The sequence below is a fragment of the Olsenella sp. oral taxon 809 str. F0356 genome (assembly GCF_000233535.1).
Classification (GTDB): Bacteria; Actinomycetota; Coriobacteriia; order Coriobacteriales; family Atopobiaceae; genus Olsenella_I; species Olsenella_I phocaeensis.
Genome location: NZ_JH376563.1, coordinates 1,982,302 through 2,008,642, shown reverse-complemented (window position 1 = coordinate 2,008,642; position 26,341 = coordinate 1,982,302). Strand labels below are relative to the sequence as shown.

General features: G+C 66.9%; 23 protein-coding genes and 1 riboswitch. Of the genes, 19 read left to right on the top strand and 4 right to left on the bottom strand.

Features of this window, described 5'->3' with window-relative positions; translation table 11 throughout:
* Nucleotides 1–572 precede the first annotated feature (572 nt).
* From HMPREF1008_RS09010 to HMPREF1008_RS08965, 10 genes are all read left to right on the top strand, one after another.
* On the top strand, nt 573–1,817 hold the full coding sequence (locus HMPREF1008_RS09010) for an ATP-binding protein (protein ID WP_009279554.1): 1,245 nt from the start codon (nt 573–575) through the stop codon (nt 1,815–1,817).
* A gap of 135 nt (nt 1,818–1,952) precedes the next feature.
* A riboswitch (TPP riboswitch) is annotated at nt 1,953–2,033 on the top strand.
* A gap of 54 nt (nt 2,034–2,087) precedes the next feature.
* Complete coding sequence (locus HMPREF1008_RS09005; protein ID WP_009279553.1) at nt 2,088–2,429, top strand: MTH1187 family thiamine-binding protein; 342 nt, start codon at nt 2,088–2,090, stop codon at nt 2,427–2,429.
* Entirely contained in the window at nt 2,430–3,197 is a 768-nt protein-coding gene (locus HMPREF1008_RS09000) for an ABC transporter permease (protein WP_009279552.1), read from the top strand.
* Nucleotides 3,198–3,199: 2 nt separating this feature from the next.
* Nucleotides 3,200–4,237, top strand: coding sequence for an ABC transporter substrate-binding protein (locus HMPREF1008_RS08995; protein ID WP_009279551.1), 1,038 nt, complete (start codon nt 3,200–3,202; stop codon nt 4,235–4,237).
* A gap of 3 nt (nt 4,238–4,240) precedes the next feature.
* Nucleotides 4,241–5,119, top strand: a complete 879-nt coding sequence (locus HMPREF1008_RS08990; protein WP_009279550.1) for an ABC transporter ATP-binding protein — start codon at nt 4,241–4,243, stop codon at nt 5,117–5,119.
* Between the two features lie 278 nt (nt 5,120–5,397).
* Nucleotides 5,398–5,841 carry a MarR family winged helix-turn-helix transcriptional regulator gene (locus tag HMPREF1008_RS08985; RefSeq protein ID WP_009279549.1) on the top strand — a complete coding sequence of 148 codons (444 nt, stop codon included), beginning with the start codon at nt 5,398–5,400 and terminating at the stop codon, nt 5,839–5,841.
* Between the two features lie 4 nt (nt 5,842–5,845).
* Nucleotides 5,846–6,694 (top strand): DegV family protein, encoded by an 849-nt coding sequence (locus HMPREF1008_RS08980; RefSeq protein WP_009279548.1) that lies wholly within the window; start codon nt 5,846–5,848, stop codon nt 6,692–6,694.
* 199 nt (nt 6,695–6,893) lie between these two features.
* A complete protein-coding gene (locus HMPREF1008_RS08975) occupies nt 6,894–8,054 on the top strand; it encodes an extracellular solute-binding protein (RefSeq protein ID WP_009279547.1) in 1,161 nt (386 codons plus the stop codon).
* A gap of 120 nt (nt 8,055–8,174) precedes the next feature.
* On the top strand, nt 8,175–9,893 hold the full coding sequence (locus HMPREF1008_RS08970) for an iron ABC transporter permease (protein WP_009279546.1): 1,719 nt from the start codon (nt 8,175–8,177) through the stop codon (nt 9,891–9,893).
* 3 nt (nt 9,894–9,896) lie between these two features.
* Entirely contained in the window at nt 9,897–10,973 is a 1,077-nt protein-coding gene (locus HMPREF1008_RS08965) for an ABC transporter ATP-binding protein (protein WP_009279545.1), read from the top strand.
* Nucleotides 10,974–11,251: 278 nt separating this feature from the next.
* Here the strand turns inward: HMPREF1008_RS08965 and HMPREF1008_RS08960 are convergent, their stop codons facing one another.
* Nucleotides 11,252–12,133, bottom strand: coding sequence for a hypothetical protein (locus HMPREF1008_RS08960; RefSeq protein ID WP_156797634.1), 882 nt, complete (start codon nt 12,131–12,133; stop codon nt 11,252–11,254).
* A gap of 671 nt (nt 12,134–12,804) precedes the next feature.
* Entirely contained in the window at nt 12,805–14,286 is a 1,482-nt protein-coding gene (locus tag HMPREF1008_RS08955; protein ID WP_009279543.1) for a DUF1846 domain-containing protein, read from the bottom strand.
* Between the two features lie 208 nt (nt 14,287–14,494).
* Here HMPREF1008_RS08955 and HMPREF1008_RS08950 point away from each other — a divergent pair, with 208 nt between their 5' ends.
* The 4 genes from HMPREF1008_RS08950 (at nt 14,495) to HMPREF1008_RS08935 (ending at nt 18,451) form a co-directional block, all read left to right on the top strand.
* A complete protein-coding gene (locus tag HMPREF1008_RS08950; protein ID WP_009279542.1) occupies nt 14,495–15,586 on the top strand; it encodes a glycerol dehydrogenase in 1,092 nt (363 codons plus the stop codon).
* Nucleotides 15,587–15,848: 262 nt separating this feature from the next.
* Nucleotides 15,849–16,508 (top strand): N-acetyltransferase, encoded by a 660-nt coding sequence (locus HMPREF1008_RS08945; protein WP_009279541.1) that lies wholly within the window; start codon nt 15,849–15,851, stop codon nt 16,506–16,508.
* Nucleotides 16,509–16,645: 137 nt separating this feature from the next.
* A complete protein-coding gene (locus HMPREF1008_RS08940) occupies nt 16,646–17,209 on the top strand; it encodes a PTS glucose transporter subunit IIA (RefSeq protein WP_009279540.1) in 564 nt (187 codons plus the stop codon).
* Between the two features lie 141 nt (nt 17,210–17,350).
* Nucleotides 17,351–18,451 (top strand): nucleoid-associated protein, encoded by a 1,101-nt coding sequence (locus HMPREF1008_RS08935; RefSeq protein ID WP_009279539.1) that lies wholly within the window; start codon nt 17,351–17,353, stop codon nt 18,449–18,451.
* A 90-nt stretch (nt 18,452–18,541) separates the two neighbouring features.
* Here HMPREF1008_RS08935 and HMPREF1008_RS08930 read toward each other — a convergent pair whose 3' ends face one another.
* Nucleotides 18,542–19,315: a YaaA family protein gene (locus HMPREF1008_RS08930; protein ID WP_009279538.1), complete on the bottom strand. Its 774-nt coding sequence runs from the start codon at nt 19,313–19,315 to the stop codon at nt 18,542–18,544.
* Between the two features lie 151 nt (nt 19,316–19,466).
* Between HMPREF1008_RS08930 and HMPREF1008_RS08925 the strand changes: the two genes are divergently transcribed.
* The 4 genes from HMPREF1008_RS08925 (at nt 19,467) to HMPREF1008_RS08910 (ending at nt 24,157) form a co-directional block, all read left to right on the top strand.
* Nucleotides 19,467–19,961, top strand: coding sequence for a prepilin peptidase (locus HMPREF1008_RS08925; RefSeq protein ID WP_009279537.1), 495 nt, complete (start codon nt 19,467–19,469; stop codon nt 19,959–19,961).
* Between the two features lie 296 nt (nt 19,962–20,257).
* A complete protein-coding gene (locus tag HMPREF1008_RS08920) occupies nt 20,258–21,736 on the top strand; it encodes an APC family permease (protein ID WP_009279536.1) in 1,479 nt (492 codons plus the stop codon).
* A gap of 87 nt (nt 21,737–21,823) precedes the next feature.
* Nucleotides 21,824–23,071 (top strand): amidohydrolase family protein, encoded by a 1,248-nt coding sequence (locus tag HMPREF1008_RS08915; RefSeq protein WP_009279535.1) that lies wholly within the window; start codon nt 21,824–21,826, stop codon nt 23,069–23,071.
* Nucleotides 23,072–23,299: 228 nt separating this feature from the next.
* The gene (locus HMPREF1008_RS08910) at nt 23,300–24,157 is read left to right on the top strand and encodes a LysR family transcriptional regulator (RefSeq protein ID WP_009279534.1); all 858 of its coding nucleotides are present in this window, start codon (nt 23,300–23,302) and stop codon (nt 24,155–24,157) included.
* 14 nt (nt 24,158–24,171) lie between these two features.
* Here the strand turns inward: HMPREF1008_RS08910 and HMPREF1008_RS08905 are convergent, their stop codons facing one another.
* Nucleotides 24,172–25,365, bottom strand: a complete 1,194-nt coding sequence (locus tag HMPREF1008_RS08905; protein WP_156797633.1) for a CHAP domain-containing protein — start codon at nt 25,363–25,365, stop codon at nt 24,172–24,174.
* Nucleotides 25,366–25,576: 211 nt separating this feature from the next.
* On the opposite strand from HMPREF1008_RS08905, the gene HMPREF1008_RS08900 reads away from it, so the two are divergent.
* Complete coding sequence (locus HMPREF1008_RS08900; RefSeq protein WP_009279532.1) at nt 25,577–26,152, top strand: cysteine hydrolase family protein; 576 nt, start codon at nt 25,577–25,579, stop codon at nt 26,150–26,152.
* The last annotated feature ends 189 nt before the right edge of the window (nt 26,153–26,341 follow it).

Sequence of the window (26,341 nt, the reverse complement as noted above, 5' to 3'; positions counted from 1 at the left end):
AAAGTGAGCGCCGTAGACGAGTGGGCTCTCTGTACGGAGGGAACCGAAGCCGAGGTTTGGTCTTCGACCGAGGGTGGTTCCTATACTTGGATGCACTCGTTCAACCAGCGCATCGGCATGCACGGAAACAAGTTTTTTCGACGGGCCCAGCCCCTATGTCGAGACGCCTCACCTTTGTCAGGAGCCAATTGGGGAGTCTGGCGCGCATGGAGCGCAGTGCATGAGAATCGTATGTCTCGACCAAGAGGCGGAGACCGTCGCTTTTGATTCGCTGGGACTGCAGGATGAGGCGAAGGTCGCGCGAGAGTTCTATGTGACTTCCAATAAGGCACCTTTTCTCTCCGAGGGTGAGTATTGGACTGCCGAAAGCATTCACAGATTACTGATCGCCTCGATAGAGACTGGCAACCCCATCAGACGGGAGTGACCATGGAAGCCCTGAGACTTGACGTTTATGGCGATGCGGTTCCTGATCTTGTTGAAATATCGAAGGCTGTATAAAACCATTTATAGGGTGGTACTTCTGTTAAAATTTGTAAGAGTACTACCCTAAAACGCCTTTGGAGACATGTATGGAGCCTATCTATCGGCGCGAGCTTTACCTCTCGAGGATCCGTCCCTTCGTGAAGCACGCTGACCTTATCAAGGTAATCACGGGGGTGCGTCGCTGCGGGAAGTCCACCGTCATGCGGATGGTGGCCGACGAGCTGGCGGAGCAGGGCGTGCCGGAGCGCAACCTCGTGTTCCTCGACCTCGACTCGCGCGGCTACCGCAAGGTGAGGACTGCGGACGCGCTCGACGAGCTCATCGAGCGCGTCTCGGCCCCGGAGGGCATGACCTACCTCTTCATTGACGAGGTGCAGAACGTTGAGGGCTTCGAGGAGGTGCTCAACGCTTGGCGTGGGGAGGGGACACACTCCATCTTCATCACAGGCTCGAACTCCTACCTGCTTTCCGGCGAGCTCGCCACCAAGCTCACCGGTCGCTACTTGGAGTTCGAGGTCTTTACGCTCACTTTTGCTGAGTACGAGGGGATGAAACGCCTCTACGGGAAGGAGATAAGCCCCAATGTCGCCGAGGAGTTCGACCACTTCATCCTCGAGGGCGGCTTTCCCCGCGCGGTCGACCTCGCCACGTTGGCGGAGAAGCGGACCTACGTCGAAGGTGTCGTGCGTGAGATCTTCGAGAAGGACGTCAAACGCCGTGTTCAGGTGCGTAATGTGTCGGTCTTCGAGCGCGTCCGAGACTACATGATCAACAACTTTGGGTCGACGACGAGCATCAGGAACATCGCTGCATACTTCCGTGATGTCGAGGGGGTACCCATCAAGGAGGAGACGGTGCACCGCTACGTCACCGTTCTTGAAGAGGCCAAGATTCTCTACCGCTGTCCGCGCTTCGACATGAAGTCGAGGCGCTCTCTTGCCCGCGAGCAGAAGTACTACCTTGCCGATCTCGGGTTCTACTTTGCCCTCAACACCGACAATCGCATCAACTACGGTCCCGTGCTCGAGAACGTGGTGTACGAGTACGCCCGCGCGCAAGGCTACTCCGCAAGTGTCGGTAGGATTGGGAAGCTCGAGTGCGACTTCATCCTGCGCGATGGTGCGCAGGACTATTCGTACGTGCAGGTCTCCTATACCATCGCCGAGCGCTCCACCGAGGACCGCGAATACGCATCACTCGAGAAGGCCCGCGACGGCTATCCCAAATACCTCCTCACCTGCGATCATCTGCTGCAGAAGCGTAGTGGCGTCATCCACGAGAACCTCATCCGCTTTGTGTCGGAGGAAAGGCGGTTCGGATTCGGGCGGTGACAAATCCAACTGCGGACCATCCCACCCCGGCACCCCGTCAGGGGTCGTGTGATGTGCCACATCCAAAGCACTATAATGCTTGTCGAAAAAAGGGGAGCTGGCGCACGCCGGCTGAGACTGGGGCCATGGCGCCCCTGACCCTAGGGCGGCCGCCGACGGCTGCCGCCCGTACCTGATCTGGGTAATGCCAGCGTAGGGACCAAGGCACACGCTTTGCGCGGGTCCCGGTCTAGGCGGGCCGCCGCGAGGCACCCGCAGAGGGGAGTGCCTATGAACTGTTCCGTTGCCCTCCAGTACCTGCCCATGAACGCGGGCTCCGACGACGAGGTCTGCCGCATCGTGGACGAGGTCATCGCCGCAATCGACGCCTCGGGCCTCGACTATTACGTCGGGCCCTTCGAGACCGCGATAGAAGGCGACTTCGACGCCTGCATGGAGCTCGTGAAGCGTTGCATCGAGGCAGGTGCCAAGGCCGGCTGCGCCGAGAGCGCCAGCTATGTGAAGATCTCGTACCGTCCTGGCGGCGACGTCATGTCCACCGAGCACAAAATCGGCAAGTACCACCAGACAGACTCCGAGTTCGCCCCCAAGGCAGAGGGCGCGGTGGCCTAGGTGACCACGCCCTCGCGCACGCGCAAGGTCCTGGTCCCGCTCCTCGCCGTCGCGGCGCTCCTTGCCCTGTGGCAGCTCGTCGTGGCGGTGGGGCTCGTTCCCAACTTCCTGCTGCCCACGCCCGTCCAGGTGGTTGCCGCCCTTGCGGGCGACCTGCCACTCCTTGCCGCGCATGCCGCGACGACCCTGGTCGAGGCCGCCCTGGGACTCGCCATCGGCTGCGCCGTGGGCTTCGCCTTCGCCGTGCTCATGGACCGCTTCGATATCGTCTACCTGGCCTTCGAGCCCCTCGTCACCCTGTCGCAGACCATCCCGACCGTCGCCGTGGCGCCGCTTCTGGTGCTGTGGTTCGGCTACGGCCTGGCACCCAAGGTGGTTCTCATCGTGCTCACCACCTTCTTCCCGGTGACGGTCTCGCTCGTGGGGGGCTTCCGCTCGGTCGACCCTGACCTCATAGACCTCATGCGCACCATGAACGCCACCCGCTGGCAGGTCTTCTGGGAGGTCAAGCTCCCCGCTGCGGCCGAGCAGTTCTTCAGCGGCCTGCGCATCAGCGCCACCTACGCCATCGTGGGCGCGGTGATTGCCGAGTGGCTGGGCGGCTTCTCTGGCCTGGGCGTCTACATGACCCGCGTGCGCAAGTCCTTCTCGTACGACCGCATGTTCGCCGTGATCGTGCTGATCTCGGCGCTCTCGCTGGCGCTCATGGCCGGCGTCGACCTTCTGCAACGCATCTGCATGCCCTGGAAGAGGGCAGAGAGGAAATAGAGATGAACAGCTTCGTCACCACTGCCAACCTCAGTCGCCGTAGCCTCATCGCCGCATCGACCGCCGCCGCGAGCTCGCTTGTGCTCGCCGGCTGCGGCGCCGGCACCGCCGCGCCCGCCGCCGACACCAAGGAGAAGACGAAGGTCACCTTCTGTCTGGACTACACGCCCAACACGAACCACACGGGCATCTACGTGGCGCAGCACGAGGGCTACTTCGACGAGGAGGGCCTGGAGGTCAGCATCGTCCAACCCGCCGAGGACACGGCCGAGACCATGATCGGCTCGGGCCAGGCCCAGCTCGGCGTGAGCTACCAGGACTACATCGCCAACGTGCTCAGCAACTCGCCCGACCTCCCCGTCACGGCGGTCGCTGCCATCCTGCAGCACAACACCTCCGGCATCATGAGCCGCAAGGAGGATGCGATAACCTCCGCCAAGGGCATGGAGGACCACGTCTACGCCACCTGGGACATGCCCATCGAGCAGGCGACCATCAAGGACGTGGTCGAGGCCGACGGCGGAGACTACTCGAAGGTGAGGATGGTCCCCTACGCCGTGGACGACGAGATCGCGGGCCTGCGCGCCAACATGTTCGACACCGTGTGGGTCTACGAGGGCTGGGCGGTGCAGAACGCCGCCGTCCAGGGCTACGACGTCAACTACTTCAGCTTCATCGACATGGACGAGGTGTTCGACTTCTATACGCCGGTGATCGCGGCCAACCCCGAGTTCGCGTCGAAGAACCCCGACGTGGTGAAGGCCTTCCTGCGCGCGGTCCGACGCGGCTACGAGTACGCCGTGAAGGACCCCGACTCCGCGGCGGACCTGCTCTGTGCCGAGGTGCCCGAGCTCGACGCGGCCCTGGTGAGGCAGAGCCAGTCCTACCTCAAGAATCAGTACGTGGCCGACGCCGCGAGCTGGGGTGTCATCGACAAGGCCCGCTGGGCGCGCTACTTCCAGTGGCTCAACGACAACGGTCTGGTCGCCAACAAGATCGACGTGGACGCTGGCTGGACCGCAGACTACCTGGAGGCATAGGAGGTGCCGGGGGAGCGGGCGACGGACGCGGAGTCTGCGGACGTGGCGACGGCGGCCGTGGCGATGGCGGTCACCGAGGCGACGGCGCCCACGTCCCGCTCGCGACCGGGCGGGGGAGAGGGGCTCGCCCTCGAGGCGCGGGGGCTGACCCTCTCCTGGGACGGGGGCGCGCACGTCGTGGCGGAGGACGTGAGCCTCGCGCTGCGGCCTGGCGAGGTGGCCTGCCTGGTGGGCAAGTCCGGCTGCGGCAAGACCACCATCTTGCATGCGCTCTCGGGCCTCGCCCGCCCGCTCGCGGGGAAGGTGCTCCTGCACGGCGAGGACGTGACCGGCGTCCCCGGGCGTGTGAGCTACATGCTGCAGAAGGACCTCCTCCTGCCCAATCGCAGGATCCTGGACAACGTCTGCCTGCCCCTGACCATCGCGGGCACGCCCCGCGCCGAGGCGCGCGAGAGGGCGCTGCCGCTCTTCGAACGCTTCGGCCTCGCCGGCACGGAGGGCCTTTGGCCCTCGGAGCTCTCGGGCGGGATGCGGCAGCGCGCCGCCTTCCTGAGGACCTACCTCATGGGAAACGACGTCGCCCTCCTGGACGAGCCCTTCTCCGCCCTGGACGCCCTCACGAGGGTCGACCTGCGCAGCTGGTACTGCGACATGGCTACGGAGCTGGGAATCGCCTCGCTGGTGATCACCCACGACGTGGACGAGGCCGTGACCATGGCAAGCAGGGTGTACGTGCTTCGCGGCGACCCGAGGTCCGGCGTGCCCAGCCGCGTCGTGGCGGAGCTGGCCGTGCCGCGACCGGCGTCGGGCACGAGCGCGGCGGAGTTCGCGCTCACGCGGGACTTCCTCGACTGCAAGAGGGAGCTCCTCTCGCTTATCTAGGCCGCGGGCTACGATGTGGGTCGCCAGTAGAGGGAAGGGCGGTTTGGCGCGCATTCCATCCGTGGGGTGCGCGCCGTTTTCTTGTGAGCTGGGCAAACGTCGGGCTGAGCGCAGGCAGTCTGTGGTTTGCGCGCGTACGTCCCACAAACTTATTGACTGCTCAACATACAAGCCTAGAATGTTGACCAATCAACAAATGGGGCCGCCGTAAGCGGATCGCTACGAGCTGGTCACCACCAACGGGGCCGCATCGGCCGGCCTGGGAGAAGGGGGGAAGCGTGGACTCGCGTTTCGAGGACTTCGTCGGGCTGGTCTCTGCGGTGGGCAAGGAGGTCAACCGCATCAAGGCGCAGGAGATGCGGCGCTTCGGGCTCAAGGGCACCGACGTGATGTGCCTCTACTACCTGGAGCGGGAGCCCGCGGGCTACACCGCCTCCGAGCTCGCGCGGCTGATCGGCAACGACCGGGCCGCGGTCTCGCGCACGGTGGCGGCGCTCGAGCGCGGCGGTTTCGTGGGGATCGACGTGCCCGAGGGGGGCACGCGCTACAAGTCCCCCATCCGTCTGACCGAGAGGGGCCTTCGCACCATGCGCGAGGTCAACCAGATCATCGAGGACGTCGTGGCCCGAGCGGCCCATGGCGTCGACGAGCCCGACCGCGCGGCGATGTACCGCGCCCTCGGCTCCATAAGGGACAACCTGTCCAAGATCGGCGAGAGGTAGAGACATGGCAGTGCGCATCATCACCGACTCCGCGTCGGACATAGACGACATCGACGATCCCCGGCTGAGGGTGGTGCCCCTCTCCATCAGCTTCGGGGACCAGACCTTCAAGGATGGCGTGGACCTGGACCACGCCCGCTTCTACGAGCTTCTCGTCGAGCGAGAGGAGCTTCCCACTACGGGTCAGGTCACGCCCTTCGAGTGGCAGCAGGCCTTCGAGGCGGCGCTCGAGGGGCCGGAGGACGAGCTGGTATGCGTCACCATCTCGAGCAAGCTGAGCGGCACGAACCAGAGCGCCGTCGTGGCGGCGGAGGGCTTCGGTGGTCGCGTGCACGTGGTCGACTCCCTCAACGCCTGCCTGGGCCAGCGCATCCTGGTCGAGCTCGCGCTGAGGCTCGCGGCCGAGGGGAGGGACGCCGACCAGATCGCCTCGGAGCTCATGCGCAAGAGGGGCGACGTCAGGCTCGTGGCCCTGCTCGACACCCTCGAGTACCTGCGCCGCGGCGGGCGCATCGACGCCGTGAGCGCGGGCATCGGGACCATGCTGCAGGTGAAGCCCGTCGTTGCCATCCGCGATGGCGCCGTGGTCACGCTGGGCAAGGCGCGTGGGTCGAAGAACGGCCGCAACCTCCTCAGCGAGGAGGTGGAGCGCTCCGGCGGCATCGACATCGGCCTACCCCTCGCCATCGGCTACTCGGGCCCCTCCGACCACCTGCTCAGGAAGTACGTGGAGGACTCGCGCTGGCTCTGGGAGGGGAGGCTCGACGAGATCCCCGTGCACACCGTGGGGAGCACCGTGGGCACCCACGTGGGTCCCGGGGGCATCGCCCTGGCGTACTTCTCGCAGGCTTAGATTCTCGCGGGCTGGCCTTGTCGGCCGGCCCGCGTGCCATTGGTGGCCGGCATGCATGCTATTGGTCACCCCTTGCATACCGTTTGGCGATATCTGCCTGCTTGGCACCACATCTTGCGCCGCTTGGGTGCCATGGTAGGCGGAGTGGGCCAGCCGGCCCCGAGCAAACATCAGCCCAAACCATTTATGGAGGGACGACATGGCACACATCACCCGTAGGAACTTCCTCGCCGGCTCTGCGGCTCTTGCAGTGACGGCCGGTCTCGCCGGCTGTGGCGGCGGGTCCAACGGCGCCGCCACCGACGCCGCCAAGGACTCCGGCAAGGACCTGAGCCGCATCGCCTCGCAGGAGATGATCGACGCGGCAAAGAAGGAAGGCACCCTCGTGGTGTACGGCTCCTGCGAGGAGGCCCACGTCGCGGCCTGCTGCCAGCACTTCCAGGACCTCTTTGGCATCGAGACCCAGTACCAGCGCCTCTCCACCGGCGAGGTCGAGTCCAAGGTCGAGGAGGAGAAGGGCAACCCCTCCGCCGACGTCTGGTTCGGCGGCACCACCGACCCCTACAACGTCGCCGTCACCAAGGGCATTCTCGAGCCCTACCAGGCCAACAACGCCAGCCACCTCATCAGTGACGTCTACCGCGACCCCGACGGCAACTGGTACGGCATCTACAAGGGCATCCTGGGCTTCTTCTTCAACAAGGACGAGCTCGAGCGCAAGTCCCTCGAGGCTCCCACCGACTGGCCCGACCTCCTGAGCGACAAGTACAAGGACCTCATCTGGATGTCCAACTACAACACGGCCGGCACCGCCAAGCTGATCCTCAACACCGTCATCCAGAAGTACGGCCACGACGAGGGCATCAAGTACCTGGTAGACCTCGACAAGAACGTCCAGGTCTACACCAAGTCCGGCTCTGGCCCCTCCAAGAACGTCGGCACCGGCGAGTGCACCATCGGCCTGGGCTTCCTGCACGACGCCGTCTTCCAGATGGTCGACAACGGCTATGGCAACATCGGCATGTCCATCCCCTCGTCCGGCGCGTCCTACGAGGTCGGCGCCACGGCCATCTTCAAGGGCTGCAAGCACCCCAACGCCGCCAAGCTCTGGATCGAGTACGCCCTCTCGCCCGAGTGCGTCGAGCGCGCACAGGAGGTCGGCGCCTACCAGTTCCTGGTCATCGACGACGCCAAGCAGCCCGAGGTCGTCAGCCAGTTCGGCCTCGACCCCGACAACGTCATGAACTACGACTTCGCGGACGCCAAGGCCAACACCGAGCAGTACGTCGACGACATCATGAAGGCGCTCGCAAGCTCCGGCGCCGACACCGGCGACACCAAGCGCTTCCAGACCGAGTAGCGGAGAAGCCCCAACCGCGCCCTGACGCGGCAGCGAGCCGGGTGGGTGGAGATTCCATCCGCCCGGCTCTTCTGCATCGGGGTGCGCGCCGTATTGGCCCACGACCTAGGGAGGGGAGCAATGGCGAAGAATCAGAGCGCCCAGCTTGACCGCAAGAAGCTGATGGCCGACCCGATCATGGTCACCACCATTGCCGTGCTCATAGCGTTCCTGACGCTGTTCATTCTGTATCCGCTGGCCATCCTGATGGTGGACAGCATCGTGGGGGAGAATGGCCCCACGCTCGACGTCTTCAAGCGCGTGCTCTCGATGCCGTCCTTCGACACGGCCATCACCAACACGCTGAGGGTGGGCTTCCTCGTCGGCATCCTGGCGGCCCTCATCGGCCTTCTCTTTGCCTACGTCGAGGAGTACGTGCAGCTCAAGACCAAGTTCGTGAGCGGCCTGTTCAAGGTCGTCTCGATGCTGCCCGTCGTCTCGCCGCCGTTCGTGCTCTCGCTCTCGGTCATCATGCTCTTCGGCAAGGCGGGCATCATCACCCGCTATCTGCTGGGCATCTATGACAACAACGTGTACGGCTTCTGGGGCATCGCCCTGGTGCAGACCCTGACCTTCTTCCCGGTCTGCTACATGATGTTCCGCGGCCTGCTCAAGAACATCGACCCGTCGCTCGAGGAGGCCGCCCGCGACATGGGCGCCTCCCGCTGGAAGGTCTTCACCTCCGTCACGCTGCCCCTGATCCTCCCGGGCCTGGGCAACGCCTTCCTGGTGACCTTCATCGAGTCCATCGCCGACTTTGCCAACCCCATGCTCATCGGCGGCTCCTACGATACGCTGGCGACCTCGATCTACCTGCAGATCACCGGTGCCTACGACAAGCAGGGCGCCGCGGCGATGGCGGTTGTCCTCCTCTTCATCACCCTGGCCATGTTCGTGGTCCAGAAGTACGTGCTCGAGGCCAAGTCCACGGCCACCCTCACGGGCAAGGCGAGCCGCGCGCGCATGCTCATCACCGACAACTCCGTGCGCCTGCCCCTCTCGGCCCTCTGTGGCGCCATCGCGATCTTCGTCATCATGATGTACGTCTGTGTGCCCTTCGGCGCCCTCTTCAAGACCTGGGGCTACGATTTCAGCCTGACTACCAAGTGGTTCCAGCAGGTCTTTACCATGCACCACGGCTTCCAGGCCTTCCGCGACTCCTTCCTGCTGTCGCTGATCGCGAGCCCGATCACCGCGCTCCTCTCCATGATCATCTCGTACCTGGTGGTCAAGAGGAACTTCCGCACCAAGGGCTTCATCGAGGCCGTGTCCATGCTGGCCATGGCCGTCCCGGGCACCGTCCTGGGCGTCGGCTACATCCGCGGCTTCTCGGGCGGCATCTTCCACACCGGCCTCATGCAGGGGCTCTATGGAACGGGCGCCATCCTGATCATCGTCTTCATCGTGCGCTCGCTGCCCACCGGCACGCGCTCGGGCATCTCGGCCCTGAGGCAGATCGACAAGTCGATCGAGGAGTCCGCCTACGACATGGGCGCCAACTCGCTGCAGGTCTTCATGACCGTCACGCTGCCCCTGATCAAGGACTCGTTCCTCTCGGGCCTCGTGACCGCCTTCGTGCGCTCGATCACTGCCATCTCGGCCATCATCCTGCTCGTGACGCCGCAGTTCCTGCTCATCACGGTGCAGATCAACGAGTACGCCGAGAAGGGCGCCTACGGCGTCGCCTGCGCGTTCGCCACGATCCTCATTGCCATCACCTACGGTGCCGTGCTCCTGATGAACGTCGCCATCAAGCACTTCGGCACCAGCGCCAAGATCAAGACCACCGAGGAGGACTAAGCCATGGCCAAGGAGAAGAAGGGCGTGCGCCTGGAGCACATCTCCAAGATCTACCAGGATCCCAAGACCGGCAAGGACTTCTATGCCGTCCATGACGCCAACATCAACATCGAGCCCGGCGAGTTCGTGACGCTGCTGGGACCCTCCGGCTGCGGCAAGACCACCATCCTGCGCATGATCGCCGGATTCGAGAGCCCCAACGAGGGAGAGATCTACCTGGGAGAGGAAGCCATCAACGAGCTCACGCCCAACAAGCGCGACACGGCCATGGTCTTCCAGAGCTACGCGCTGCTCCCGCACTACAACATCTTCGACAACGTGGCCTACGGCCTCAAGCTGCGCAAGATGGACAAGGACACCATCCGCGAGAAGGTCACCAACATCCTGGGGCTCGTGGGCCTCGAGGGCATGGAAGACCGCATGACCAACCAGCTCTCGGGCGGCCAGCAGCAGCGCGTCGCCCTGGCCCGCGCGCTGGTCATCGAGCCGGGCGTGCTGCTCTTCGACGAGCCGCTCTCGAACCTCGACGCCAAGCTCCGCGTGGACATGCGCACCGAGATCCGCCGCATCCAGCAGGAGGCGGGCATCACGGCCGTCTACGTCACGCACGACCAGTCCGAGGCCATGGCCCTCTCGGACAAGATCATCGTCATGAAGAAGGGCGTCGTCGACCAGATCGGCGACCCGCACACCGTGTACTACCGCCCGGTGGACGAGTTCGTGGCCGACTTCATCGGCGAGTCCAACTTCCTGCGCGGCAAGCTGGCGTCCATCGACGGCGAGTCCGGCCAGGTCATGGTCGAGGGCCGTGCCATCGAGGTCGCCGAGCGCAACGGCAAGGCCGTGGGTGACGACGTGACGCTGGTGCTGAGGCCGGAGTCCGCCCACGTGGCCGACGAGGGCGCGCTGCCCTGCGAGGTCGTGCTCTCGCGCTTCATGGGGCACTACCAGAACTACCACGTGCGCTGCGGCGAGCACCTGGTCAAGATCACCGAGTTCAACCCCAAGAACAAGAGGATCTACGAGGTGGGCGAGAAGGCCTTCCTCGACTTCCACGCGAGTGACGTCCACGTGCTGTAAGGTTTACTGGTCGCGTAGACAGGCGACTCGGGCGGGTGGCTCGGGTCGCGGGGAGGTTTGGGTTCCGCGCAGGTCATTTCTGGCTTGCGCGGGATTTTTCGTTTGAGCAGGTCACGAGAATCTTGCGCGCAGTCCACGGGCAGTTTGCGCGCGGCGGGGGTGATGCGGCGCGCAGTCCACGGGCAGTTTGCGCGCCTTTGGTCGTTTTCGCAGGTCATTTGAGAGACGCGCGCAAATTGTGCGCCGTTTGCGCAGCTCATCTGCGAAACGCGTGCTAACTACGTGTTAGCTGCGCGCGGAGACCTGGAATACCAGAGCTGCAGCTCCTTGAGGACCCTGGCACGAGCCGCTTGGAGCGTCGGGTCCTCCAGCATTGCGCGGGCCCACCCGTCTCGCCTCCCCGTCCCTCGTTCGGCGCAGGAGACGAGCTGGCATAGGAGGAGCTCAAGGCCGGCGGGCCCCCTCAGGTCCTCGGCGGTCACGGGGAGGATGGCGAGGCCCTGGCTCGTGAGGTCCCGGTCCCGGCGACGGTCGTCGACGTACCTCTCGCGTATCTGGGCCCGCAGCCGTTGGACCACGTGCTGACGTTCGGCGCTGCCTGGGTCGCATGCCGCAGCCATCGCGGCGGACTCGAGGGACGCGAGCGCGAGGTGGTCGTGGCCGTCGTAGTTGAGGCCCACGCCCGTGCCCTCGAGCAGGATGTCCGGGACGCGTGAGGGCCTGGTCATAGGCGCGCCAGCCTGGAAGACGCGAACGTTGAGCGTGAGCGGTGCCAGGGGAAACCCGCCCTCTTGTGCGGGCGGCAGGAGGAGCGCGGCCAGCATCGCCTCGCGGGGAGACCAGGCGTTGGGGGCGACGAGCGCCGCCACTCTCCTGGCGCGCTCTCTGCCGCGGAGCCCCCTTGCGTGCGAGAGGAACCAGAGCATCCTGCCCTGGCTCGTCAGGGGTGGCAGGCCGTAACGGGCGGGGTCGTGCGCCGGGCCGAGCGGGTCGCAGGCGAAGCTGCCGCAGAGCTCCATTCCCAGGGCGAGGAGCTGCGCGTCCGTCAGGGTCTCTGCCATCTGCGCGAAGGCGAGCTCGGGCGACGAGATGGCAATGCCGGGAGCGAGCCGGAGGAACGAGTCGGGCGGCAGCGTCGCTCCGCTTAGGTGGCCCCTCAATAGGGGAGAATGGCTTCTCTCCCCCGCAGACCTGACAAGGTGTTCCAAGGGTGTCGCTTCCGTGGCAAGTTCGGAGGCGACGTTGCCCAGGGGCTCCAGGAACGCCTCGAGAAGTTCTGCTTTGTCGTGTCGTCCAAGGCGTATCCGCGTGGTCGGGCAATCCATGCGCCGGGCGTCCTTTGTGCATAGTTCTCCCCGCCGTTGCGCCCTGAGAAGCGCCAGTGCCGTGGTATGCGAGAACGTAATCTCCATGCATCAACGCTAGCCCGCTCCGGGACAGTTTTTGGCGAGAAGATAAATCCAGCTTGCACGCAGCTGGCACATAGCTAACGGGCAGCTGCTCGTAACCCTGCTCTGAGCTGGTCATTTACGACTACGCGAGGGGCGGCGTCAGGTGTGGGGATAGGAGTTCTCGCGCGCAAACTGCCGCCAACTTGCGCGTGGTTTTGCGTTTTGCTTGGTGAGCAAGAACTCGTGTGCAAACCGCGCCTGCGCTGCGCGTGAAGACGTTCGACTCGCGCGCAAACTGCCGCCAACTTGCGCGGCTAATCGCAGCGCCGCAGGTCAGAAGAATGTCCCGCGCACGCCAGGAATGGTTTGCGCGGGAAGCATAAGGCACCGAGAATCGCCCTCGGTCGACGCCCCTGGGGGAGCGTACTACCCCCAGGACCCTAGCGGTGATAGAAGGTGCCTCGCTCGAACTTGGGCTCGCAGCAGACGTTGATGCCCAGCTTGCGGTAGACGCGCTCGTCGGTGGAGCTGATGATCACCGAGAAGTACGCCGTGCAGCCGTGCAGCTGGTTGCTGGCCTCGATCACGCGCTTGGCCTCGGGGTTCGACGCGCTGCTTATGGAGAGGGCGATCAGGGTCTCGTCCGAGTGCAGGCGCGGGTTCTTGCTCTTGAGGTGCGTGGTCTTGAGCCGGCTGATGGGCGCGAGCGCCTCGTCCGAGACCACCCAGTGGTCCTTCTCCACCCCGGCCACGCGCTTGAGGGCGTTGAGCAGGAGCGACGAGGCGGCGCCCAGGAGCTCGGAGGTCTTGCCCGTCACCACGCTGCCGTCGGGCAGCACCATGGCGCCGGCGGGCTTGCCGGTGACCTCCTCCTTGAGCAGCGCGGCGGCGTGGGCGGGGTTGAGGTTCTTGTCCACGCCCACCTCCTTCATGAGGAGGCCGATCTTCCTCAGCTCGGACTCGCCGATGCCGGTGCGGGCGATCTTCTCCGCGCACCAGTAGTGGCGCCGGACGATCTCGTGCAGGGCGGCCTTGCGGCAGGCGTCGTCGTCGCTGATGCAGTAGCCCACCATGTTGACGCCCATGTCGGTGGGGGACTGGTAGGGGCTGTGGCCCGCGATCTTCTCCATCATGGCGCGGAGCACGGGGAAGGTCTCGACGTCGCGGTTGTAGTTGACCGTGACCTCTCCGTGGGCCTCAAGGTGGTAGGGGTCGATGATGTTGTTGTCGTCGAGGTCGGCGGTCGCGGCCTCGTAGGCGACGTTCACGGGATGCTTGAGGGGCAGGTTCCAGACGGGGAAGGTCTCGAACTTGGCGTAGCCGGCCTCGATGCCGCGCACATGCTCGTTGTAGAGCTGCGAGAGGCAGACGGCCAGCTTGCCCGAGCCGGGGCCCGGTGCCGTGACGACGACGAGCGGCTTGGTGGTCTTGACGTACTCGTTTTTGCCGAAGCCCTCGTCGGACACGATGAGGTCGATGTTGGAGGGGTAGTCGGCGATGGGATAGTGGCGGTAGACCTCGATGCCCATCTGCTCGAGGCGCGCCTGGTAGGCCTCGGCCTTGGGCTGGCCCGAGAAGCGGGTGATCACCACGCCGCCGATGGAGAGCCCCATGCCGCGGAAGACGTCCATCAGGCGCAGGACGTCCTCGTCGTAGGTGATGCCCAGGTCTCCACGGCGCTTGCCCTGCTCGATGTCGATGGCGCTGACGGCGAAGACGACCTCGGCGTCGTCCGCGAGCTGGCGGAGCATGCGCGCCTTGGAGTCGGGCTCGAATCCGGGCAGGACGCGGCTTGCGTGGTAGTCGTCGAAGAGCTTGCCGCCAAACTCGAGGTAGAGCTTGCCGCCAAACTGGTCGATACGCTCGCGGATCCGCGCCGCCTGCATCTCGATGTACTTGTCGTTGTCAAAGCCTGCGTGCATCCTGGGTCGCTCCGTTCCTCCTGGTACCCCTCTGGGGCAGTGGCCGACAAGATGGTACGCCAGCATCCGTCGTGCTGTCCCGCCAAGCCCATCAGGCGAGAAATTACACGCAACGATGCTGGGGCGGCCCCTGCCCGCTGCCCTACACTGGGGGACGTGGCCCGTGGCACATGCCCGGCCGCACGCATACGGCGAAAGGGGAAGCACCATGGCACGCATCTTCATCTCTCCGTCCAAGTACGTCCAGGGGCCCGGCGAGCTGTCCCGCCTGGGCGGCTACGTCTCGGCCTTTGGCAAGAAGGCGCTCGTCGTCATCTCTGCCGGTGGCATCAGGCGCTTCGGCGACCTCGTCTCGAAGAGCTTCGCCGACGCCGGCGTCGAGCTCGCGTATGACAGCTTCAACGGCGAGTGCTCCCAGGACGAGATCGACCGCCTGGTCGCCGCGTACCGCGAGACTCAGGCCGACGTCGTGGTGGGCGTGGGCGGAGGCAAGATCTTCGACACCGCCAAGGCCGTGGCCTCGGGGGTAGACGCGCCCGTGGTCATCGTCCCCACCATCGCCGCGACCGACGCCCCCTGCTCGGCGCTCTCGGTCATCTACACCCCCGAGGGGCAGTTCAAGGAGTACCAGTTCTTCAAGGCCAACCCCAACCTGGTGCTCATGGACACCGACGTCATCTCGAAGAGCCCCGTGCGCCTCACGGTGAGCGGCATGGGCGACGCGCTCGCGACCTTCTTCGAGGCCCGCGCCTGCAGGCGCTCCGACGCCACCACCTGCGCCGGCGACAAGGTGACCGCCGCCGCCATGGCGCTCGCCAAGCTCTGCTACGACACCCTGATGACGGATGGCATGAAGGCCAAGCTCGCCCTCGAGGCAGGCGCCTGCACCCAGAGCGTGGAGAACGTGATCGAGGCCAACACCCTGCTCTCGGGCCTGGGCTTCGAGTCCGCTGGCCTGGCGGGTGCGCACGCCATCCACAACGGCCTCACCGCGATGCCCGAGACCCACTCCTGCTACCACGGCGAGAAGGTGGCCTTCGGCACCCTGACCCAGCTCGTGCTCGAGGACGCCGACGAGCTCTACGACGTGCTCGACTTCTGCGTCGAGGTCGGCCTGCCCGTGACCTTCGCGCAGCTGGGCGTGGAGGACGCGAGCTGGGAGCGCGTGCTCGAGGTGGCGAAGCTCGCCTGCGCGGAGAACGACACCCTCCACAACATGCCCTTCGAGGTCACGCCCCAGAAGGTCGCGAACGCCATGCTCGCGGCCGACGCCTACGGTAGGGCGGCCCTGGAGGACTAGCCACGGCCAGGCGAGAGTGGCCGAGGGCCTCGGCTGCCGCCGGCACCTTGGGCGCGGGCGGCGGCCGACCCGTGACGCGGGCCCGTGGCGCACGCTATGACTGTCGGTCGCCACACCTGCGCCCCGCCCCGCCCGCCGGGCGTCGTGGCGTCCGGACGAGCCCCTGCCTCGCGCTCCGCTCGCCGCGCATGCCGCAGGCAGCCCCTCTCGCTTTGTCTCATAATCAGGGTCCAGAGAAGCAATTCGAAAGAGAAACCAGCGCATGACCCCAGCACCAGGCTCCGACCAGCCGCAGATCAGCTACCGCCCCTTCCGCGAGGACGACTTCGACGACGTGACCGACATCTGCTCGCGCATCTGGTGCTCGAGCGTCGAGGGCGTCTATGACCGCATAGTGTTCGGCCGCGTGATGACGCTCGGCGCCCTCCAGCGCTCCCAGCACGCGCACGTCGCCGTGCGCGGCCAGCGCGTCGTGGGGGCCTGCTTCGGCGGCCTCTCACGGGGCGGCCTGGCCCAGGTCGACCCCGACTGGGGCCAGCGCTTCGCCGACGTCATGGTCAAGGCCCGCAAGCGCGCCAAGCTCGGCGGCATCGAGGTCGAGGACAAGCTCTTCGGCCGCCTGCGTCGCTACACCATGGCGGACGTCTTCATCTCGCGCGAGTACGCGAGCTCCGACGCCGAGGTCAACCTCCTCGTCGTGCGCCCTGACGCCCAGGGCAGGGGCATAGGGAGCCGCCTTCTGGGCGACATGGTGGCACGCTTCGACGAGGGTGGGCAGCGTGGCTGCTTCCTGGTGATGGGCGACGACTGTGACGTCGACTTCATGGAGTCGCGCGGCTTCTCGCTCGTCCAGGAGCGCAGGCGGGCCGCAGACGGTGGCGAGGAATCCGTCTACCTCTACGGCCTGCGCCTGGGGTCGTAGCCCCACCTCGCCTGGGGCCATAGCCCCAGGCGGGCCGTTTGGCGCCGACGGCCGCCGCCAGGCCCGTCCCATCCCCGCAATCGGGTATCGTCGGACCTGTCTGAGCGGCAGCCACCTCCCGCGCGAAAGGAAACGCAATGGGACTCATCGACACCATCAAGCGAAGCCTCTTCTCCTCCGGGGGCGAGGCGGGCGCGCCCAAGCCCGCCGTCTTCCACGTGGACGACGACATGGTCTATGCCCCGGTCACGGGCGCCGTCGTGAGCCTGGGCGAGGTCCACGACGAGGCGATCTCGTCGGGCTTCTTCGGCGAGGGCTGCGGCATCCTGCCCTCCGTGGGCATCGTCTACGCTCCGGTCACCGGCCGCATCAGCGTGACGGCCGTCACCAACCACGTCATCGGCATGACCCTGCCCGGCGGCGTCGAGGTCCTCATCCACGTGGGCATCGACACGGTGAGGATGGAGGGCAAGGGCTTCACGCGCTTCGTCGAGGCCAACGACGAGGTGGCTGCGGGCACCCCGCTGATCGTCTTCGACCGCGACAGGATTGCCGCCGCGGGGTACGAGGACGTCGTCACGGTCGCCATCACCAACAGCGACAGCCTGAGGTCGGTCAAGAACGTGTCGAGCAGCGGCACGCTCATCGGGGGCCGTCCCCTCGTGAAGGTCGGAGACCCCCTGCTCCAGGTGGAGCGCTAGGGGCGAGGCAGTCCGCCCCTCTCGCCACGAAAGGGGAGAGGGGCCACCTTGCTTGTCGATGCCTGCCTGGGCTTCGGCTGGGCTATCCTAGGTGCCCGCGGCCGACCCCGGCCGCCCGCGAACGACAAGCAGGGAGAGACCATGCTCAGAGTGACCCACGCCATACTGCACGCCTTCGAGTTCGAGACCGGGAGCAGCTACCTCTCGGAGCGCGAGCTGGACCTCTCGCAGCGCCCGGTGAGGTCCTACGTGCAGCGGCGGCTCAGGAGCGTGTCGTCGAGCCCCGACAACCGGCATGGCAGCTTCAGCGAGCAGAGCGCCTTCGCGCAGACCCTCGACGAGTACCGACGGGGGCAGGTGGGCTTCGTCGAGATATCCGACCAGCTGGGACGGTACCTCTGGGAGGAGCTGAGGCGCTGCGAGGAGCTCGAGGAGTGTGACCTCCTGGTGGCCGACTTCAGCGAGACGCAGGATATGGGCTCCAAGGCGGCGGAGAAGACCCAGGTGGCGCAGGCGTTCGAGGACGCGGCCACCAGCCTGGACGAGGACGAGGCGCCGGACCTGAGCCGGCGCTGCTTCGCCGCGGTGCTCCTTCCCCGCAAGCAGGCCTTCGTGCACGACCTGGGCAACGACGCGTCCGGCATGGCCGCCAACGAGATACTGCGCCAGGACTCCACCCTGCCCAACCCCACCGCCAAGGTGGACTCCTACCTCCTGGTGGACCTCCAGGACCTGAGCATCGACTTCAGGGACAAGCCGCGCACCCAGGGTAGCCAGGAGCGCCTGATCATTCCCGACGGCCTCCTGCAGTGCAGCGCCGAGGCCTCGAGCCGCGAGGCGATGGAGGCCGTCGAGCGCATCGTGGAGGACGTGGCGGAGGAGTGCGGCATTAGCCCCGTCGAGGCCGTGGCCCAGGCCAAGGCCTACGTGGCGAGCAGCGCCGAGCGCGAGGAGGCGTTCTCTCCCGAGGAGGTGGGCCGCGAGGTCTTCGAGGGCAGGCCCGACGTCCAGGAGCGCTACGAGCAGGCGGCCCGCGAGGAGCGCCTGCCCGAGGAGGTCAGCGTGCGCTGCGGCGTGGCCAACCGCATGGCGAAGAGCCACAAGATACGCACCGACACGGGAATCGAGATCAGCTTCCCCTCCGAGTACGCCTCGAACGACGACTACATCGAGTTCTCGCGCGACGCCGAGGGGCGCGTGTCCATCCTCATCAAGAACGTGGGGAGCATCCAGAACAAGTAGGGAGGCGGCACCCGCACCCGCCTCGGCCCTCGTCCGGGACGAGGCGAGGGGCACCGCGCCCTCGGAGGCTCCCGGCCTCCCGCGCCGGCCCTAGCGCCGCACGAAGACGAGCGTCCCCTCGTCGCAGAGAGCCCCGTCGAGCCGGTAGCCGCGCTCGCGGAAGCCGCGCAGGCCATCCACGTCCTCGACGCCGCGCTCCGCGGCCCAGCGCACGAGGCTGCCACGCGCCGCCTTGGCCTCGGTCGCCTGCTGGACCAGCTTACCGTCCCGCCCGCGCGGCACGAGGAAGGAACAGGTCAGCTGCCTGGGGCCTCTTGGCCGGAGCCAGGGGAGCACGGCACGGGCGTACTCCTGCGACGCGAGGTTGACCACCACGTCCGCTCCCGGGCCTTCCGCGAGCGCGTCTGCGATGCGCGAGCCCCAGAAGCCATAGAGGTCGTCCGCGCCGTCGACGGCGAGCCGCGCCTGCATCTCGAGCCGGTGGGGGCAGATGCCGTCGAAGGGCCTGAGCAGCCCGTACAGCCCCGACACGATGCGCAGGTGGCGGGCCAGCCACTCCAGCTCGCGCGCCTCCATGACCTGCGGGGACAGGTGCTGGTACTGGATTCCCACGTAGGACATGACAGCGGGGGAGAGGGACGTCGTGGGGGCCAGCAGGTCCTCCGGGAGGGTGCGGAGCTGCTCCCAACAGGAGGCGGCGAGCCCCTCCGAGCAGCGCCATACCTCGCGCGCGCCCTCGGGCCCGAGGGCGCGCAGGGCGTGTGCGAGCTCGTGGGCGTCGTCCAAGAAGCGCGGTGTCGCGTCGGCGGGGGGCTCGCCCTCCTGGCGGACCATCCTCTTGGCGGGCGAGACGATCATGAGCATGGGAACGTGGCCTTCCTGCGTGCTGGCATCGGGGAGTGCCCTGACCGGGCAAACTCAGCTGACATTCTAGGCAAGGACGAGGGAGTGGCGGCCCGGTGATGGGACAATGGCGGCGTCGCGAGCCACACGCAAGATACGGTTTGGAGGAGACATGCCACCCCTGCCTGCCCTCGCTGGCCTCGCGCTCGTCCTCGTCGTGGCCTCGGTCGTCGACCTCAGGGAGCGCAGGATCCCCAACGGGTGCGTCGTCGCCGTCCTTGTGCTGGGGATGGCGCGCGTCGTCTGGGCGCACGACCCCTCCCGCGGGCCGGTCGCGCTCGCGCTCGAGCTCGCGGGCGCCCTCGTGCCGGGCCTTGCCGTGGGCGCCTTTCTCCTCGCCTTCTCCCTCGCGACCGCGCGGTTGCTGCATGCGCCCGGCATGGGCGGGGGAGACCTGAAGCTCCTCGCCGCCCTCTCCTGCCACCTGGGGCTCGAGGGGGGCCTCGTCCTGGTCGCCCTCTCCTGCTTCCTGGCCCTGCCTCCCGCGCTCGTCTCGCACCTCGTGCGCGCGGGTCGCGGTGGACCTGGCAGCTCCCTCCTCCGGCAGGACTTCGCCTGGGCGCCGGTCATCTCCGTGGCCGCCCTCCTGCTGGTCGCCCTTCGCTAGGGGGCGCCAAAAGGGGCTGCCTGACACGGCAGGGGCCCGCGACGCTCGCCCCATTGCCTCTGCGAGGCACCCAGATGATCCGCGCTCATGCGCCCATTAGGAAGCGTCATGCCCTCCTCGCGCGCTCCTGCCGTTCGCGCCGCCAGAGCATCCGCCCGCATTTCGGGCGGGGTCGGCCCCGGACCCCACTTACTAACTTTTCCTATGTGAGAAGGCTATGTGAGAAGGCGCACCCCGTCGGGGGATGCGAACCGATTCCGACGCGGGCACGCCCCGCGCAAGAGGGGGAGGGACGCATGTCTGACAAGGCTGGGCAGCCCGTCGCCTCCGGTGGCATGAAGAAGGAGCTCACGCTCTTCAACTTCTTCACCATCGGCTTCGGAGCGATCATCGGCACGGGCTGGGTTCTGCTGGTGGGCGACTGGATGGTCCTGGGCGGAGGCCCCGTGCCCGCCATGATCGCCTTCGCCCTGGGCGCCGTCTTCCTCGTTCCCATAGGCATGTGCTTCGGCGAGCTCACCGCCGCCATCCCCATCTCGGGCGGGATCATCGAGTACGTCGACCGCACCTTCGGGCGCAAGCTCGGCTTCCTCACCGGCTGGATGCTGCTCCTGGGCAACGCCCCGCTCTGTCCCTGGGAGGCCATCGCCATCTCGACCTTGCTCACCGACCGCTTCGCCGAGTTTCCCACCCTCGCATGGCTGCGCTCCGTGCGCCTCTACACCATCCTCGGCGCCGACGTCTACCTCTGGCCCACGGTCATCGCCCTGTGCTTCGCCGTCCTGGTGATCTACCTCAACTTCAAGGGTGCCGGCGCCGCGGCCAAGCTCTCGTCCTTCCTCACCAAGGCGCTCCTCGCCGGCATGGTCCTCGCCATGGCCATCTCCATCGCCACGGGATCCCCCTCCAACGCGCTGCCCGTCTTCTCCCAGGTGAGCGAGGCGGCGGGCGGTAGGTCGACCGGTGCCACGAGCCTTCTGGGCGGCGTGGTCGCGGTCCTGGTCATGACCCCCTTCTTCTATGCCGGCTTCGACACCATCCCGCAGCAGGCCGAGGAGGCCTCCGCCAACCTCGACTGGAAGAAGTTCGGCCTGGTCCCGGCCATCGCCCTTTTGGCCTCCGGGGTCTTCTACCTGGTCTGCATCTACTCCTTCGGCTCCATCATCGACTGGCATGAGTTCGTGCGCGCCTCCGTGCCCGCCCTGGCAGTGCTCGAGCGCATCAACCTCTTCTTCTATGTCGCGATGCTGGTCATCGCGACCCTAGGCCCCCTGGGTCCCATGAACTCCTTCTTCGGCGCCTCGACCCGCCTCATGCTCGCCATGGGACGCAAGGAGATGCTCCCCGCGTCCTTCGCCCAGATCGACCCTGCGTCCGGCGCTCCCAAGAAGGCCAACGTCGTGCTGGCCGTCCTGACGCTCGTCGGGCCCTTCCTGGGCCGCAACATGCTCGTCCCCCTCACCAACGTGGCCTCCCTGGGCTTCATCTTCGCCTGCACCATGGCCGGCTTCGCCTGCCTGCGCCTGCGCAGGACCGAGCCCGAGCTCAAGCGTCCCTACAAGGTGAACGGCGGCAGGTTTGGCATCTGCTGCGCCATAGTGGCCGGGCTCCTGATCATCGCCCTCATGGTGGTCCCCGCGAGCCCCGCCGCCCTCAACGGCGTGGAGTGGGCCATCACCATCGCCTGGGTGGTCCTAGGCTTCGCCCTGCTCCTGGCCTTCGGCAGAAGGGGAGAGGGGCGTGCGTCCGCGGGCGTGGCCCAAGGGCGCCAGTAAGGCAACCATCGCCCGGGATTCGCCGCGCGCATGCCGGGCGGTCTCACGCAAGGCAGGAAGTCAAGCTAGGAAAGTGGAGGCAGGATCATGGGCAAGTACGCATTCGTGGGCGGCAAGCTCGTAGACGGAACCGGCGCGGCCGCAGTCGGGGACAGCCTCGTCCTGGTGGACGGCAAGACCATCGCCTATGCCGGCACGGCGACCGAGGTGCCCGAGGGATACAAGGTCATCGACGCGGCCGGTCACACCCTCATGCCGGGCATCGTGGACACGCACATCCACTTCTCGGGCAACCTGACCGACAACGACAACGACTGGGTCATCGAGACCGTGGCGCAGAAGCAGGCCTGCGCCGTCAAGCAGGCCTACGACGCCGTGACCCACGGCCTCACCACCTGCTGCGAGATCGGTCGCAACGGCATAGCCATCCGCGACCTGGTCAACATGGGCGTCATGAAGGGGCCGCGCATCTTCGCCACCGGCCTGGGCTTCTGCCGCACCGCGGGCCACGGCGATTCCCACCACCTGCCCTTCGAGATGTCCAAGAACGGGCACCCCTGGGGCGATCAGGTGGACGGTCCCTGGGAGCTGCGTCACGCCATCCGCATGCGCCTGCGCGAGAACCCCGACGCCATCAAGATCTGGGCGACCGGCGGCGGCATCTGGCGCTGGGACTCCGGCCGTGCCCAGCTCATGAGCACGGAAGAGATCAAGGCCGTCTGCGACGAGGCCGCGATGGTGGGCATCCCCGTCTGGTCGCACTCCTACAACAGCATCTCGGCCGCGTACGACTCCGTCCGCTTCGGCTGCGAGCAGCTGATCCATGGCTTCGAACTGGATGACGTGACCATGAGCCTCATGGCCGAGCAGGGCACCTTCTTCACGCCCACCGTGGGCTTCCTGCCCAGCTGGTACGGCACCTACCCGCCCGAGTGGACGCCCGAGCTGGACAAGTTCCCCGGCAAGGACAACGCCGAGAAGGGCATCGCGCGCACCTGGGCCAACCTCAAGCGCGCCTACGAGCTGGGCGTCACCCTCACCGTGGGCTCCGACTCCTTCAGCTTCAGCACGCCCTACGGCTACACCACCATCGACGAGATGTACGCCTGGGTCGACCACTGCGAGATTCCGGCCATGGACACCATCACGGCCGCCACGCTCAACGGCGCCAAGATGGTCCACAAGGAGGACGAGTTCGGTTCCATCGAGAAGGGCAAGCTCGCCGACCTCCTCATGGTCAGGGGTGACGTCCTGGCCGACATCCACGACCTCACGCCCGACAACATGGACGTGATCATGAAGGAGGGCGACATCATCATCAAGGACGCCCTGTAGCCCTGCCACCGACCCCCCGAGGCGCCCCGCTCCCACTCCCTGGGCGGGGCGCCCACCCCCCGCCCTCTCTCGGCCCGTCCTGCGCTGCGGGCCGCGGGGGTCCCTTGCCCGGGAGGCGGTCCCAGCCCGTGCCGGGACCGCCTCCCCCGCCCTCGTCCCCGTCCGGTGGATGGGGGCTTCTCTTCGCCGCGTCCGCGTCCTAGACTCGGGGCGTTCTGGGGAGGGGACATGAGCGCCAACATCAACAAGTACCGCGCCTTCCTCGAGGCGGCGCGCAGGGGGAGCTTCACCAAGGCGGCGGGCGCCCTCGGCTACTCGCAGTCGGGCGTGAGCCACATGATCTCTGACCTCGAGCGGCTCTGGGGCGTGAGGCTCTTCGGGCGTGGTGGCGGCCCCGTGGTGCTCACGCGCAGGGGAGAGGAGCTCCTCCCCCTGGTCGAGGAGCTCTGCCGCAGCTACGACCGCCTCCAGCTGAAGCTCGACGAGGCGGACGAGGACCTGCCCTCCGTGAGGGTCGCCGCGACCTCGAGCATCGCCGCCTACCGGCTGCCCCGCCCGCTCGGGCTCTTCGTGGCCGAGAACCCGCGAATCCGGGTGGACCTCCTTTTGGGAACCTACGCCGAGGTCGAGCGGCTCATCCTGGAGGACGAGGTCGACCTGGGTTTCCTTCCCAACGTGGCGGGAAGGGAGGACCTGCTGGCACGGCCCTTCGACAGGGACGAGATCGTGGCCGTGCTCCCCGAACGCCACCGTCTTGCGTCGCGGGCGCGCGTGGACATCGAGGAGCTAGCGGACGAGGAGTTCGTGGCGGACGCCGAGACGGCGCCCCTGCTCCAGGCCGACCTGCGCCACCTCAGGGTGCGCTTCGAGACGGCGGACGTCACGGCCATCATCTCTATGGTCGAGAGCGGGCTGGGCGTGTCGCTCCTGCCCTCGCTCGCGCTCGAGCGCTGCCCCTTCGACGTGATCGTGCGGCACCTCGACAATCCCGCCTTCCGCACGACCTACGTCGCCTGCAGGCGTGACGCGCCGCTCTCTCCCCCTGCCGCCGCGCTCTTTGCCCTGCTCGACTCGAGTGCCTGTTAGGAGGCCTGCCGCGCCTAGGCCAGCACGATGCCCATCAGCCAGCCCCAGCGCGGGGTGACGGTGCCTCCGTAGTAGCTGATCCATTCGCTGAGGCTGCCCGTGCGCACGTAGCCCACGTTGTCCATGATGGTGCCATTGCCCACGTAGATGCCGATGTGGCCGTAGATGCGTCCCGCGCTCGTGTGCGGGTGGCTCGACACGGCGACTATCATGCCGGGCTTGAGTTGGCCCAGGTTGGAGCTCGTGCACCAGGCGTTGTACATGTCGTTGGCGTTGCCGCCGGCATAGGCGTAGCCGGCGTTGCTGAAGACCTGGCTGACCCACATGGCGCAGAGGCCGGCACCCGGCGAGGGGGTCGACTGGCAGGCGGCGAGGACGCGGGCCTGCGAGCCGGTGGTCGCGCCGTCCGCCCCCAGGCTCCCGGAGACGTTGGACGAGGCGCCCCCGCCCGCGGAGGACGAGGCCGCAGCGGCAGCCGCCTTGCGGGCCGCCTCGGCGGCGGCCTCCTGGCGTGCCTTCTCCTCGGCCATCTCCTGGATCTCGGCGTCGCGCTTGGCGATGAGGTCCTTCACGTCCTGGTCGAGCCCCGCGAGGACGCCCTGGACCTCCTCCTGCTTGGACTGCATCTGCGCGAGCTGCTGCCTCTGGGTCTCGTTCAGGGCCTCGAGCTCGGCCCTCTGGCCCTCGAGCTCGGCCTTCTGCTGGTCGAGGGCTGCCTTGGCGTCCTTGACCTCCTGGATCATGCGCTCGTCGGCCTCGGTGATCTTGCCCATGTAGTAGAGGTTCGAGGTGAGCTCGCCGAAGGAGGCGGAGTTCATGATGATGCTCAGGAAGTCGGTGTTGCCCGACTTGTAGGCGCTGTTGATTCTCTCGCCCAGGCGCTCCTTCTTCTTGTCTAGGTCGGCCTGGGTCTTGTCGATCTGCTCCTGGGTCTTGTCGATCTGGTCGTTGACGCCCTCGATCTGGTCGAGGGTCTTGGACTGCTCGCGCGAGAGTGCCTCGTACTCGGAGGCGATCTGGTCGAGCTGCGCCTGCACCTGGTCGTACCTCTCCTGCGCGGCGCTGAGGTCCTGCTTGGTCTGCTCGAGGTCGCTCGCCGTGTCGGCGAAGGCGCTCGTCACGTTGAGGAGGCCGGCCACGGTGGCGCTCGCTCCCGCGCCGAGGAGGAGCTTGAGGGCGCTCCGGCGCGTCATGTCGTTGAGTCCCACGTTGTCCCCTTGTTCGTTTGGGCTGCGTTTGGCAGATCGGCGTGTGCTGACATGAAAGGATACTACCCAGACGCAGGCGAGCGCCCTCATCTGCGTAAGCTCCACATGCCTTGGGGCGGGGGCGGCTCCCGTGTCCTCGCGCCCTGGGGGCAGGGGGACGCGGAGACTGGGCTAACATGGAAGGCACCATATCGGCAGAGGGAGGCAAGGCATGGGGAACGCGTTGGACATCGACCGCAAGACGACGGCACTGCTCGTGATCGACGTGCTCGAGGCGGTGGGCGAGGACGCGGTGTACGCGCCCTCGCCGGAGGAGGGGGCCATGGTCGCCAACTGCGCGCGCGTGGTGGACGCGGCGCGCGCGGCGGGGCTCCCCGTCGTGTTCTGCGACGACGAGCACCTCGAGGGCGTGGACCGCGAGCTCGAGCTCTGGGGGCCGCACGGCATCAAGGGGAGGACGGCGCCCGCGGCGGCGCTCGGGGCGGGCTCGGGGGAGCGTGACTTCATGGTGCCCAAGCGCCGCTACAGCGGCTTCTTCCAGACCGACCTCGACCTGCTCCTAAGGGAGCTTGGGGTGAGGACGGTCGTGGCCGTGGGCTGCGACACCAACGTCTGCGTGCTCCACACCCTCGCGGACGCCTACTTCAGGGGCTACGACAGCGTGCTGGTCGAGGATGCCACGAGGACCTTCCTCTGCGGCAGCCAGGAGGGCGCCGTCGAGCACTGCCGGAAGTGCTTCGGCTCCGTGGTCGCGAGCACCGACGAGTTGGTGGCGGCGCTGGCCTAGCGGGTCCGCGTCGCTCTCGTTGCCGTCCGGCTATACGCCAGGCGAGAGGTGACGCCGCCGTACCGTGAGTCCGCCCGGAGCGGCGGCGTCACTCGCCGTGGCGCTAGGCCAGGAGCAGTGCCGCGAGGAGGGCGGCCTGTCCCAGGGAGTTGGTCGCCTGCTCGACCTAGTTGGAGCGGGCGTCCAGCT